Source organism: Streptomyces sp. NPDC043876 (genome assembly GCF_056435825.1).
This window is the reverse complement of record NZ_JBWKDV010000005.1, coordinates 384190-396491: the sequence shown is the minus strand read 5'-3', so window position 1 is coordinate 396491 and position 12302 is coordinate 384190. Positions and strand designations below refer to the sequence as shown.

Genomic DNA, 12302 nt, shown 5'->3' with positions numbered 1-12302 from the left:
TCACGCCTCCTTTGCGTCGACGGGGGCGGAGACTGCGGCGGCGCCCGTACCGGAACCGGTGGCGGAGCCGGTACGACGGGACCGGCGCAGCGGGGGCTTGGCGCCGAGCCGCTTCGGGTCCAGGCCGGACCACGGGTGGCCGCTGGAGAAGAACGCCGTGCGGGCCAGCAGGGTCATGACCGGCTTGGTGAAGAGGAACACCACGACCACGTCGAGCAGGGTGGTGAGCCCCAGGGTGAAGGCGAAGCCCTGGACCTTGCCGACGGTGACGATGAACAGCACCGCGGCGGCGAGGAACGACACGAAGTCGGACACCAGGATGGTGCGCCGGGCGCGCGGCCAGGCGCGCTCGACGGCCGGACGCAGGGTGCGGCCCTCGCGGATCTCGTCGCGGATGCGTTCGAAGTAGACGATGAACGAGTCCGCGGTGATGCCGATGGCCACGATCGCGCCGCAGACGGCGGGCAGGTTCAGCGCGAAGCCGATGGCGTGCCCGAGCAGCGACATGATCGTGTAGGTGAGGATGCCGGACACGATGAGGCTGATGATCGCGATGAACGCCAGACCCCGGTAGTAGGCCAGCAGGTAGATCACGACGAGCGCGAGGCCGATGGCACCGGCGATGAGGCCGGCCTTCAGCTGCTCGCTGCCCAGCGCGGCGGTGACGGTGGTGACGTTGTCCTCCTGGAAGGACAGCGGCAGGGCGCCGTACGAGAGCATGTTGCCCAGGTCCTGCGCGCTCTGCTGGGTGAAGCCACCGGAGATCTCGGCGCTGCCGCCGGTCAGGGCCTGGCTGACGTACGGGTCGGAGACGACCTCGTTGTCCAGCACGATCGCGAACTGGTTCTGCGGGGACTGCTTCGTCGCCAGCTCACCGGTGATCTTCGCGAACTTGTCGGAGCCCTTGTCGGTGAACGCCATGGTGACGATCCACTGGCCGCGCTGGGTGTCGATGACACCCTTCGCGTCCTTGACGTCCTTGCCGTCGACGCCGGCCGGGCCGAGGACCCACTTGCCCCAGGTGTCGCCGCGCTTGCCGCAGGCGAGCGTCGGGTCGGTGGGCTTGACGCCCACGCCGACGGCCGCGCGCTGCTTCTCGTCCGTGCAGTCCAGGGCGATGAACTTCGCCTGGAGGTCGGCGACCGCCGCGTCCGCGCCCGTGGGGGCGGGGGTCGGCGCCTTGGTGTCGTCTGCCTTCTTCGACTCGCTCGCCGAGGGCGTGGGAGTGGGGCTGCCGGTGGCCATCAGGGCCTCGGGTACGGCGCGGCCCTGGGAAGTGGCGCTGGACGACGGGGTGGGCGACGGGCTCTTGCCGCCATCGGTCTTCGGGGCACCCGAGGTGCTCGCCGAGGGCGACGGGCTGCCGGAGGCGCCCGTGGACGGAGTGGGCTCGGGCGCGATCGGCTTGCCTTCGGCGAAGGCGAGCACGGGGCGGAAGTACAGCTGCGCCGTCGTGCCGACCTGGTCGCGCGCCTGCTTCTCGTTCGTCCCCTTGGGGATGTTCACGATGATGTGGTCGCGGCCCTGGGTCTGGACCTCGGCCTCCGAAACGCCGAGACCGTTGACGCGGCGCTCGATGATGCCGACCGCCGTGTTCATGTTGGTCTCGTTGATCGCGTCCGGCTTGCCGGGTTCGCTCTTGGCCTTGAGCGTGATGCTCGTACCGCCCGCGAGGTCGATGCCAAGCCGGGGAGTCGTCTGACCGGTCAGGAACATCCCCGCGGTGAGCGCCACCATCGCGATCAGGATGATGGCCAGGGCACGCCCCGGCCTCCCCTGAGCCCCCGTGGGCCGCCGGCCCTTCTTCGGTGCTGCCACCTTGTCGTATCTCCCTGTCCAACCGCCCCGCGCCGGGTCAGCGCGCAGACGGCCACGAATGTGTGTGGGGACCCCTGCCCCCCGCAGAATCGGGTCACTGAAGGGGACCGCCGCGGCCTCCGATCAGGCGCCGTGCGATCCCCCGCCGAGCGCTACTTGGCGCCGGCCTCGCCGTCGGTCTTGCCGTCCGTCGTGTCGTCGGCGGCCGTCTCGTCCTTCTTGCCCAGGTCGAGCTTGGGGGCTTCCGCCTGGTCGGCGTCGGCGGGCTCGTCCTTGAGCAGCGAAGAGGCGTCGTCCGGAACGACCGGCGCGTCGATGGTCAGATCATCGGCGGTGCCGTGGACGATGCGGTTGTACTCCTCGTCCTCCAGGACGGCGCCGATGGCGTTCTTCGCGTAAACCGCGTGGACGCCCGGGGCCACCTCCAGGGTGACGGTGTCGTCGCCGATCTCCTTCACGGTGGCGTACATGCCGCCGATGGTGCGCACGCCGGAGCCGGGACCCAGCTGGTCGCGCATGGACGCCGCCGCCTGCTGCTTCTTCTTGGCGGAACGCGTCATCAGGAACATCGCCCCGATGAGCACGACGAACGGGAGGAAGGTCAAGAGGCTACTGTTCACGGGACGAGGATCCTTCGCACGACCGCACGTGAAGCGGCCTTTTCTACGGGGGGTGGGCATGCCGGCCGTTACGGCCAGCATCGGCGGAGTCTAGGCGAGTCCACACCGATGGAACAACGCCCAGCATGGCACCGCAGTTCCTGACCCGGCGAACCTCCGCGCCGTCACCCCCCGAACAGGCCACCCTGCCCCGGCGATCCGCTCCCGGGCCGGGGCGGCGGTACGAGTCCCAGGTGAGCCCATGCGGCGGGCGTCGCCACCCGTCCCCTGGGCGTCCGCGCGAGCAGTCCCTCGCGCACCAGGAAGGGCTCGGCCACCTCCTCCACGGTCTCCCGCTCCTCCCCCACCGCGACCGCGAGGGTGGACAGGCCGACCGGGCCGCCGCCGAACAGCTTGAGCAGGGCCTCCAGCACCGCCCGGTCCAGCCGGTCCAGCCCGCGCTCGTCCACCTCGTACACCTTCAGGGCGGTGGCGGACACCTCGCGGTTGATCACCCCGTCCGCGCGGACCTGGGCGTAGTCGCGGACCCGGCGCAGCAGCCGGTTCGCGATGCGCGGGGTGCCCCGGGAGCGGCCCGCGATCTCGGCGGCGCCCGCGGTGTCGATCTCCACGTCGAGCAGGCGCGCGGAGCGGTGGATGACCCGTTCGAGCTCCTCCGGCGAGTAGAACTCCATGTGCCCGGTGAAGCCGAAGCGGTCGCGCAGCGGCGGCGGCAGCAGCCCGGCCCGGGTGGTCGCCCCGACGAGGGTGAAGGGCGGCAGCTCCAGCGGGATCGCGGTGGCGCCCGGTCCCTTGCCGACGATCACGTCGACGCGGAAGTCCTCCATGGCCATGTAGAGCATTTCCTCGGCCGGCCGCGACATCCGGTGGATCTCGTCGAGGAAGAGGACCTCGCCCTCCTGGAGGGAGGAGAGGATCGCGGCGAGGTCGCCCGCGTGCTGGATGGCGGGGCCGGAGGTGATCCGGATCGGTGCGCCCATCTCGGCGGCGATGATCATCGACAGCGTGGTCTTGCCGAGGCCGGGCGCGCCGGAGAGCAGCACGTGGTCGGCGGTGGCACCGCGCTGGAGGGCCGCCTTGAGGACGAGGTCGAGCTGCTGGCGCACCTTCTCCTGGCCGACGAACTCCCCGAGGTCCTTGGGGCGCAGGGCCGCCTCGACCGCGCTGTCCTCGCCGTCGGCGGCGGCCGCGACGAGCCGGTCCGGCTCGTCGTACGCGGCGCCCTCCGCGTCGTCGGGGTACGCGTCGTAGGCGGCGTCCTGGCCGGGGTCGCTCTCGTCGTACCGGTTCACGGTGTCAGTCTGCCTTCTCGGTCTGTCCGTACGGGTCGCGCGGTGCTTACGGGCGTCAGCGGGCGCGGTTCAGGGTCTGCAGGGCGGCGCGCAGCAGCTGCGGCACGGGCGCCGGACCGCCGGCGGCCAGGGCCGCCTCGGCCTGCGGGGTCACCGCGGAGACGGCCTCCTCCGCCTCGCGGGAGGCGTAGCCGAGACCGATCAGAGCGGCCTGGAGCTGCTCGGTCCAGGGCGCGGGGCCGGTGGCCGCGGCGGCCCGCTGCGCCCCGACCAGGGCGCCCGTGCCCAGCGGCTGGCCCAGCTTGTCCTTCAGTTCCAGGAGCAGCTTCTGGGCGCCCTTCTTGCCGATGCCGGGCACCGCGGTCAGGGACTTCTCGTCGCCGGTGGCGACCGCGAGGCGCAGTGCGTCGGGGGTGTGCACGCCGAGCATGGCCTGGGCGAGGCGCGGTCCGACCCCGCTCGCGCCCTGGAGCAGCTCGAAGACCTGCCGCTCGTCGTCGTCGGCGAAGCCGTAGAGCGTCAGCGAGTCCTCCCGGACGACCAGCGAGGTCGCGAGCTTGGCCTCCTGGCCCAGGCGCAGCCCGGCGATGGTGTTCGGCGTGCACTGCACGGCCATGCCCACGCCGCCGACCTCGATGACGGCCGTGGTGGAGGCGAGCGCGGCAACGGCGCCGCTGACGAAGGCGATCATCGGGTACGGCCTTTCAGGGCTTTCAGGGCGCTCGGGGCGCTCGCGGGGCGCGGGGCCTTCGCGGCGTGGGCGGCGGCGTGCTGGGCCACGGCCTGCTGGAGCCGGTTCTGGGCGGGGGCGCGCCAGATGTGGCAGATGGCGAGGGCGAGGGCGTCGGCCGCGTCGGCGGGCTTGGGGGGCGCGTCGAGCCGTAGCAGCCGGGTCACCATGGCTCCGACCTGGGCCTTGTCGGCGCGGCCGCTGCCGGTGACGGCGGCCTTGACCTCGCTGGGGGTGTGCAGGGCCACGGGCAGGCCGCGCCGGGCGGCGCAGAGCATGGCGACGGCGCTGGCCTGGGCGGTGCCCATGACGGTGCTGACGTTGTGCTGGCTGAAGACCCGTTCGACGGCGACCACGTCGGGCCGGTGTTCGTCCAGCCAGGCTTCGAGTCCGGCCTCGATGGCGACCAGCCGGAGCCCGATGTCCGCGTCCACCGGGGTCCGTACGACGCCGACGCCGCGCATGGTCAGGGGCCGGCCCGCGACCCCCTCGACGACGCCGACCCCGCACCGGGTCAGCCCCGGGTCAACGCCGAGTACGCGCACCGCGCCCCTCCCCCTTCGCGGCCGGGCCGCCGCCGCTCTCGCGGAGGTGGTGCCTCGCCGTCGTGGCTGCTCATTGATGGTTGCGGTCGCCAGACTAATCGCTGCCTCTGACAACGCAGCGGGCCGACGGGGTGTGTTCCCCGTCGGCCCGCTGCTCCACGCCGTGAGCGGTCTGCGCCTGTCAGGCGTCGACCTTCTCCATGACCTCGTCGCTGACGTCGAAGTTGGCGAAGACGTTCTGCACGTCGTCGCTGTCCTCCAGCGCGTCGATCAGCTTGAAGATCTTGCGCGCGCCCTCTTCGTCCAGCTCGACCTGCATGGTCGGCAGGAAGTTGGAGTCGGCCGAGTCGTAGTCGATGCCGGCGCTCTGGAGGGCGGTACGGACCGCGACCAGGTCGGTGGCCTCGCTGATGATCTCGAACTGCTCGCCGAGGTCGTTGACCTCTTCGGCGCCCGCGTCGAGGACCGCGTCGAGGACGTCGTCCTCGCTGAGCTCGCCCTTGGGCAGCAGGACGACGCCCTTGCGGTTGAAGAGGTACGAGACCGAACCCGGGTCGGCCATGGAGCCGCCGTTGCGGGTCATGGCGACGCGCACGTCCGAAGCGGCACGGTTGCGGTTGTCGGTGAGGCACTCGATGAGCACCGCGACACCGTTGGGGCCGTAGCCTTCGTACATGATCGTTTCATAGTCGGCGCCGCCCGCTTCGAGACCGGCACCGCGCTTGAGCGCGGAGTCGATGTTCTTGTTCGGGACGGAGCTCTTCTTGGCCTTCTGCACGGCGTCGAAGAGCGTCGGGTTGCCGTCGAGGTCGGCACCGCCGGTCCGCGCCGCGACCTCGATGTTCTTGATCAGCTTCGCGAAGAGCTTGCCGCGCTTGGCATCGATCACGGCCTTCTTGTGCTTCGTCGTAGCCCATTTAGAGTGGCCGGACATCTGCCTGTCTCCTTCGCGTAACCAACGGTGTTCGCCACAGATCCTACCGGGAGACCGGGACTCCTCCCGGGACCGGTTCAGGACCCCGCGCGCACCATGTCCACGAAGTAGGCGTGCACGCGGTGGTCTCCGGTCAGTTCCGGGTGGAAGGACGTGGCCAGCACGTTGCCCTGCCGCACGGCGACGGTGTGGCCGTCGTACTCCGCCAGCACCTCGGCGGCGGCGCCGACCGACTCGACCCAGGGCGCGCGGATGAAGACGCCCTCGACCGGACCGCCCGCTATGCCGGCGAAGTCGATGGCCGCCTCGAAGGACTCGTTCTGCCGGCCGAAGGCGTTGCGGCGGACGATCATGTCGATCCCGCCCAGCGTCTCCTGGTCCTCACGGCCGCCGAGCAGCTTGTCGGCGAGCATGATCATGCCGGCGCAGGTGCCGTAGACGGGCATCCCGGACCGTACGCGCTCGCGCAGCGGCTCCAGCATGCCGAAGAGCACGGCGAGCTTCGACATGGTCGTCGACTCGCCGCCGGGGATGACCAGGGCGTCGACCTCGGCGAGTTCCTCGGGGCGCCGGACCGGCCTGGCCACGGCATCTGCCGAGGCCAGGGCGATCAGGTGCTCCCGTACGTCGCCCTGGAGTGCGAGGACGCCGATGACCGGGGAGTTGTTCATGGGTGGAGTGCCTTACCAGCCGCGGTTGGCGTAGCGCTCGGACTCGGGGAGGGTGTCGCAGTTGATGCCGACCATGGCCTCGCCCAGGTTGCGGGACGCGTCCGCGATGATCTTCGGGTCGTCGTAGAAGGTGGTGGCCTTCACGATGGCGGCGGCGCGCTTGGCCGGGTCGCCCGACTTGAAGATGCCGGAGCCGACGAAGACGCCCTCGGCGCCGAGCTGGCGCATGAGCGCGGCGTCGGCCGGGGTGGCGACGCCACCGGCGGAGAAGAGCACCACGGGGAGCTTGCCGAGTTCGGCGACCTCCTTGACCAGCTCGTACGGGGCGCGCAGGTCCTTGGCGGCGGCGTACAGCTCGTTGTTGTCGAAGCCGCGCAGGCGGGCGATCTCGTTCTTGATCTGGCGCAGGTGGCGGACGGCCTCGACGACGTTGCCGGTGCCGGCCTCGCCCTTCGAGCGGATCATGGCCGCGCCCTCGGCGATGCGGCGCAGGGCCTCGCCGAGGTTGGTGGCGCCGCAGACGAACGGGGTCGTGAAGGCGAACTTGTCGCTGTGGTTGACCTCGTCGGCCGGGGTCAGGACCTCGGACTCGTCGATGTAGTCGACGCCGAGGGACTGGAGCACCTGGGCCTCGACGAAGTGGCCGATGCGGGACTTCGCCATGACCGGGATGGAGACGGCCTCGATGATCTCTTCGATCATGTTCGGGTCGGACATGCGGGCGACCCCGCCGTCCTTGCGGATGTCGGCCGGGACCCGCTCCAGGGCCATGACGGCCACGGCGCCCGCGTCCTCGGCGATCTTCGCCTGCTCGGCGTTGACCACGTCCATGATCACGCCGCCCTTGAGCTGCTCGGCCATGCCCCGCTTGACGCGCGCGGTGCCGGTCTCGGGGTTCTGCGGGGTGTGGGAAAGCGTGCTCACGGCGGTGACCTCACTCGGAGAAAGACGGGTACTGCACTGAGGAAACCCTGCCGACCAGTCCACTGCAAGGGCCAATGGACAGCCGGTGGCCTGGAGTGCCCGCCCGGCGCCGTGGCCGCGCGGACGGGTTCAGGGCCGGGCCGCGAGGAAGGCGGGGGGCTCGTCGTCCATCTCGAAGGCGAGCGGGAAGGGTGCGTGACCGGCCAGCCGGAACCAGCGGACCTTGCGGTGGCGGCGCAGGGCGCGGGCCGCGCGGACGGCGTCGTTGTGGAAGCGCCGGGCCATCGGAACCCGGCGTACGGCCGCTGCCAGCTCCTCCGCGGCGACCTCGCCGCCGGGGGCCTGCTTGAGTTCCTCGACCGGGTCGGCGTCGGCGAAGACCGCGCGCAGGGCCTGCGACAGTTCACTTTCGGCCACCTCGCGGTGGTCCTCCTCCGCCTGGCGGGCGCCGTGCGCGGCCTCGTACAGCACGAGGGAGGACGCGGGGTCCAGTACGCCGGAGGTGGCCACCTCCAGGACCACCGAGGCGCGGCGCACGAGCTGCGCGTCGAGCGCGGCCTTGGCGGCGTCCATCCGCGAGTGCAGCCGGTCGAGCCGGCCGGCGGTCCAGCTGAGGTAGACCCCGATGACGCCGAGCGCCAGGGCGATCCATACGAGGGTTTCGATCACGGGCGGCGACTTTACCCTCCGGGGCCCCCGGCCCCGCACCGCCCGCCGCGGCGGCGGGGGCGCCGCCGGAGCGGGCGGCGGAGGCCTGGAGCCGGGGCGCGGGGCGGGGGTCAGGCCGGCGCGGGCCGTATCCCGGAGCAGGCCGGAACGGCGGGGCCCGCGCAGGGCCCGCGCCCCGGCGCGGCGGCAGCCGTGTCCCGGAACGCCGCGCGGGCCGAGCTATGGGGGAGGAAGACGGGATGCCGGACCGCGGCCGGACTCCGGGGAGGCGGGCCCCTGGGACGCTGCCGGGACCGGAGAGCCGAACGCGGCACGCGCGGGACCGGCCCGCCCCGCTCGAGCCCGGATGCGGCGCAAGCCGGATCTCCGACGGGCACGGCACACGTCCGCCCCCGCCGCCGGACGCCGGCTCCCCGTCAGAGGGGGCCGGGGGCCGCCCCGGGCGACTGGGCCGTGGCCATAGCGGCTGGACGAGTCATTCCGAAGTGATCGTGATCAGCTTGTCGGTGGCCAGGGAGCCATTCGATGGCCTGCTGATGGGTGCTGCCTGCCCCGGGCCGCTCACGGCAGCTGCCGAATCCCTCCCCGGGGTCTCAACTCAGCTGGTCGCGCACGAGATCAAGGAATGCCTGTCGGCTCGGACGGATGTGCGCCCAGACCTGCTCATCCTGAGGCTCTCCCGGATCTTCGGGGCCCTTCCTGATCACCTCCTGCACTGCCCACGCGAGGCTATGTGCCGCTTCGCTGACCTCAGACGTGCACAGCACGTGGATCGTCTTCTGCATCACCCACACCCTGTCAAGGACCTGCCTCGCCCGGGCCTGCCACTGCTCGTCAGCCAGGTTGTGGTGATGCCGATCCACCGCGACTCGTTCAGCTTCCTGCACCGCAGACAGAAATTCGATGAGGTGGGTGAGACGCTCGCTGCGGCGCGCTTCGGCGAGTTCACGAACACTGCGGCGCGCCTCGCCGCGTTCCAAGGCGCGTCCTGCCGAGCGCTGGGCCAGCATCGACATCAAGCCGCCGAGCAGGACGCCGATGAGCGGCGCAAGCGTTGTCCACACAACGTCCGATTGTGACACCAATGGCATGAGCATGGCGCAGGATTCGGCCCTCTCGGGCCGGACCGGGAGGTCCGGCACGGGCGGCCATGGCGGTGGCGTCGGGCCTCCCTAAGCCTGTGGCCTGCTCAAGCGTGAAGCCGAGTGATGGCCCCCTGCCGACGGCCCAGTCAGGAGAACGACGACGGGGTGGCGCCTCGGGTCAGGCCCAGGCGGGCGCGCAGGCCGACGCGTTCGTCGGTGGCCACCGAGGCCGCCCCGTCCGCGACCGTCTCGTACACCGACAGGATGTCCGCCCCGACCGTCGACCAGTCGAAGCGCCGGACGTGGGCGGAGCCCCGGGCGCTCAGCCCGGCCCGCCGCTCCGGATCCCGCAGCAGTGCGATCGCGCCCGCGGCGAGCGCGTCGGCGTCCTCGTTCGCGAAAAGCTCCCCCGCCGACCCCTTGTCCAGGACCTGGGCGAAGGCGTCCAGGTCGGACGCGAGCACCGCGGCCCCGGCCGAGAGCGCCTCGACCAGGATGATGCCGAAGCTCTCGCCGCCGGTGTTGGGGGCGACGTACACGTCGACGCTCCGCAGCAGCCGCGCCTTGTCCTCGTCGGAGACCATGCCGAGGAACTCCACCCGCGCCCGCAGGGCCGGCGGCAGCGAGGCCACCGCCTCCTCCTCGTCGCCGCGGCCCGCGACCAGCAGGCGGACGTCCGGGCAGGCCTCCACGATCTTCGGGAAGGCGGCCATCAGCACCGGCATGCCCTTGCGCGGTTCGTCGATGCGGCCGATGAAGCCGAGGGTGGCGCCCTGCCACTCGGGCTTCGGCTCGGCGGCGGCGAAGAAGTCGACGTCGACGCCGTTGGGGATGACGACGGCGTCCCCGCCGAGGTGTTCCACCAGCGTGCGCCGGGCGTACTCGCTGACCGCGATGCGCGCGCTGATCTTCTCCAGCGCGGGCTGCAGGATCGGGTACGCGGCGATCATGGCCCGCGACCGCGGGTTGGAGGTGTGGAAGGTGGCCACGATCGGGCCCTGGGCCGCCCAGCACGCGAGCAGGCCGAGCGACGGCGAGGTCGGCTCGTGGATGTGGATCACGTCGAAGGTGCCGTCGTGCAGCCAGCGGCGCACCCGCGCGGCCGAGAGGAACCCGAAGTTCAGCCGGGCCACCGAGCCGTTGTAGGGCACCGGCACCGCGCGGCCCGCCGAGACGACGTAGGGCGGCAGCGGGGTGTCCTCCTCCGCCGGGGCGAGCACCGACACTTGGTGGCCGCGGCCGATCAGGTGCTCCGCCAGGTCGCGGATGTGGAACTGGACGCCGCCCGGGACGTCCCAGGAGTACGGGCACACGATGCCGATCTTCATCCGGTGCCCTCCCCGCGGTCCGCGGAACGCACCGGCTGCCCCGGCGGCTCAGCCGAAGCCGAAGCAGGAGCGGCCGCCGTCCGCGGTTCCAGGTCGTCCAGCCACAGCCGCTGGAGCATGTGCCAGTCCTGTGGGTGCTCCGCGATTCCGGCGGCGAAGGCGTCGGCCACCGCCTGCGTCATCGCGGCCGTCTTCTCGTCCCGGGTCCCGCTCTCGGGCACCGGCACCGGCGGGTGGAAGCGGCCCCGCATCTGCGGCGCGTCCTCGTACCAGAGCGTCGCCGGCACCAGCAGGGCCCCGGTCTGCTGGGCGAGCAGGGCCGGTCCGGCGGGCATCCGCGCCGTGGCGCCGAAGAAGTCCACCTCGACGCCGGAGGCGGACAGGTCGCGGTCGGCGACCAGGCAGACCAGTCCGCCGGAGCGCAGCCTGCGGGCGAGGATGCCGAAGGCGGCGCCACCGCTGTGCGGCAGCACCTCCATGCCGAGGCTCTCGCGGTAGGCCACGAACCGGTCGTACAGGCTCTCCGGCTTGAGCCGCTCCGCGACGGTGGTGAAGGGGATGCCGTGGTGGGCGGTGACCCAGGCCCCGGCGAGGTCCCAGTTGGCCAGGTGCGGCAGGGCGACGATCACCCCGCGGCCGGCGGCCATGCCGTCGAGCAGGACCTGCTCGTCGCTCATCCGGACCTCCGCGCCGAAGCGGGCCTTGTCCATCGCGGGCAGCCGGAAGGACTCCATCCAGTAGCGCATGTACGAGCGCATGCCCGCCCGGGACAGCTCCCGCAGCCGCTCCGGTGGGGCCCCGGGCACGACGCGGGCCAGGTTCGCCTCCAGCCGGCGCACGCTCTTGCCGTGCCGCTTCCAGGCCCGGTCCGCGATCGTGCGGCCGAGTGCCGCCGCCGCCGGTTCGGGCAGCTTCTTCACTCCGGCCCAGCCGAGCCCGAAGGCCGCGTCGGTCAGCTTGTCCGTCAGCGCGCCCATCAGAGTGCGCCGCCGTCGGCGGCGGCCGCGGCCGCGTCGGCCTCCGCCGCCTCGCGGCGCACGGTCACCACCCGCTGGATCAGCGTCACCAGCGAGCCGACGGCCACCACCCAGAGCGCGACCGGCAGCAGCACCCCGATCCAGGAGGGCACGCCGAAGGTCTCCAGGCCCGACAGGCCGGCCGCGACCAGCGTGATCACCAGGCGCTCGGCGCGCTCGACGAGCCCGTTGACGGCCACCGGCAGGCCGATCGCCTCGCCCCGGGCCTTGGTGTACGAGACGACCTGGCCGCTCGCCAGGCAGAAGATGGCGACGGCGCAGAGCATGGTGTCGTGGCCCGATCCGGCGTACCAGAGCGCCAGCCCGCCGAAGATCGCGGCGTCCGCCACCCGGTCCAGCGTCGAGTCCAGGAACGCGCCCCACCGGCTGGAGACTCCGGCCTGCCGCGCCATGTTCCCGTCGACCAGGTCGGAGAACACGAAGAGGGTGATCGTGATCGTGCCCCAGAAGAACTCTCCCCGTGGGAAGAAGACCAGCGCTCCGGCCATCACTCCGGCCGTGCCGATCAGGGTGACCGCGTCCGGGCTCACCCCCCGACGGAGCAGAAACGCGGCGAACGGTGTGAGGACACGCGTAAAGAATGCACGCGCGTACTTGTTCAGCATGGCCTTCCCAGGGGGTCGCTGGGCCGCACGGCCACCACGGCCAC

The 12302-nt window shown here is 72.0% G+C and carries 13 protein-coding genes; all 13 read right to left on the bottom strand.

Annotation, left to right across the window (positions count from 1 at the left end; all coding sequences use genetic code 11):
• Positions 1-1818 (bottom strand): protein translocase subunit SecD, encoded by a 1818-nt coding sequence (gene secD / locus AC0693_RS19055; protein WP_356412093.1) that lies wholly within the window; start codon positions 1816-1818, stop codon positions 1-3.
• Positions 1819-1970: 152 nt separating this feature from the next.
• Positions 1971-2438, bottom strand: a complete 468-nt coding sequence (yajC, locus tag AC0693_RS19050) for a preprotein translocase subunit YajC (RefSeq protein WP_469332260.1) — start codon at positions 2436-2438, stop codon at positions 1971-1973.
• A gap of 164 nt (positions 2439-2602) precedes the next feature.
• On the bottom strand, positions 2603-3730 hold the full coding sequence (gene ruvB, locus AC0693_RS19045) for a Holliday junction branch migration DNA helicase RuvB (protein WP_356412089.1): 1128 nt from the start codon (positions 3728-3730) through the stop codon (positions 2603-2605).
• 55 nt (positions 3731-3785) lie between these two features.
• Positions 3786-4421: a Holliday junction branch migration protein RuvA gene (gene ruvA / locus AC0693_RS19040; protein ID WP_478802356.1), complete on the bottom strand. Its 636-nt coding sequence runs from the start codon at positions 4419-4421 to the stop codon at positions 3786-3788.
• Positions 4418-5005, bottom strand: a complete 588-nt coding sequence (ruvC, locus tag AC0693_RS19035; RefSeq protein WP_469332262.1) for a crossover junction endodeoxyribonuclease RuvC — start codon at positions 5003-5005, stop codon at positions 4418-4420. The genes ruvA and ruvC overlap by 4 nt, the downstream gene beginning before the upstream one ends.
• Positions 5006-5186: 181 nt before the next feature.
• A complete protein-coding gene (locus AC0693_RS19030; RefSeq protein ID WP_351042173.1) occupies positions 5187-5939 on the bottom strand; it encodes a YebC/PmpR family DNA-binding transcriptional regulator in 753 nt (250 codons plus the stop codon).
• A 77-nt stretch (positions 5940-6016) separates the two neighbouring features.
• The gene (gene pdxT, locus AC0693_RS19025) at positions 6017-6610 is read right to left on the bottom strand and encodes a pyridoxal 5'-phosphate synthase glutaminase subunit PdxT (RefSeq protein WP_478802355.1); all 594 of its coding nucleotides are present in this window, start codon (positions 6608-6610) and stop codon (positions 6017-6019) included.
• 12 nt (positions 6611-6622) lie between these two features.
• Positions 6623-7534 carry a pyridoxal 5'-phosphate synthase lyase subunit PdxS gene (gene pdxS / locus AC0693_RS19020; RefSeq protein ID WP_330329480.1) on the bottom strand — a complete coding sequence of 304 codons (912 nt, stop codon included), beginning with the start codon at positions 7532-7534 and terminating at the stop codon, positions 6623-6625.
• Between the two features lie 129 nt (positions 7535-7663).
• Positions 7664-8203 (bottom strand): LemA family protein, encoded by a 540-nt coding sequence (locus AC0693_RS19015; protein WP_469320350.1) that lies wholly within the window; start codon positions 8201-8203, stop codon positions 7664-7666.
• A gap of 593 nt (positions 8204-8796) precedes the next feature.
• Positions 8797-9267: a hypothetical protein gene (locus AC0693_RS19010; protein WP_478802354.1), complete on the bottom strand. Its 471-nt coding sequence runs from the start codon at positions 9265-9267 to the stop codon at positions 8797-8799.
• A 167-nt stretch (positions 9268-9434) separates the two neighbouring features.
• Positions 9435-10616: a glycosyltransferase family 4 protein gene (locus tag AC0693_RS19005; protein ID WP_356412079.1), complete on the bottom strand. Its 1182-nt coding sequence runs from the start codon at positions 10614-10616 to the stop codon at positions 9435-9437.
• Positions 10613-11593 (bottom strand): phosphatidylinositol mannoside acyltransferase, encoded by a 981-nt coding sequence (locus AC0693_RS19000; RefSeq protein WP_478802353.1) that lies wholly within the window; start codon positions 11591-11593, stop codon positions 10613-10615. The genes AC0693_RS19005 and AC0693_RS19000 overlap by 4 nt, the downstream gene beginning before the upstream one ends.
• On the bottom strand, positions 11593-12258 hold the full coding sequence (gene pgsA, locus AC0693_RS18995; RefSeq protein ID WP_469332266.1) for a phosphatidylinositol phosphate synthase: 666 nt from the start codon (positions 12256-12258) through the stop codon (positions 11593-11595). The genes AC0693_RS19000 and pgsA overlap by 1 nt, the downstream gene beginning before the upstream one ends.
• Positions 12259-12302 lie beyond the last annotated feature (44 nt).

Bases quoted from the DNA above. Each gene is read 5' to 3' on its own strand.
- ruvA (WP_478802356.1), bottom strand. From the start codon at position 4,421: ATGATCGCCTTCGTCAGCGGCGCCGTTGCCGCGCTCGCCTCCACCACG.
- AC0693_RS19030 (WP_351042173.1), bottom strand. From the start codon at position 5,939: ATGTCCGGCCACTCTAAATGGGCTACGACGAAGCACAAGAAGGCCGTG.
- pdxT (WP_478802355.1), bottom strand. From the start codon at position 6,610: ATGAACAACTCCCCGGTCATCGGCGTCCTCGCACTCCAGGGCGACGTA.
- AC0693_RS19005 (WP_356412079.1), bottom strand. From the start codon at position 10,616: ATGAAGATCGGCATCGTGTGCCCGTACTCCTGGGACGTCCCGGGCGGC.
- AC0693_RS19000 (WP_478802353.1), bottom strand. From the start codon at position 11,593: ATGGGCGCGCTGACGGACAAGCTGACCGACGCGGCCTTCGGGCTCGGC.
- pgsA (WP_469332266.1), bottom strand. From the start codon at position 12,258: ATGCTGAACAAGTACGCGCGTGCATTCTTTACGCGTGTCCTCACACCG.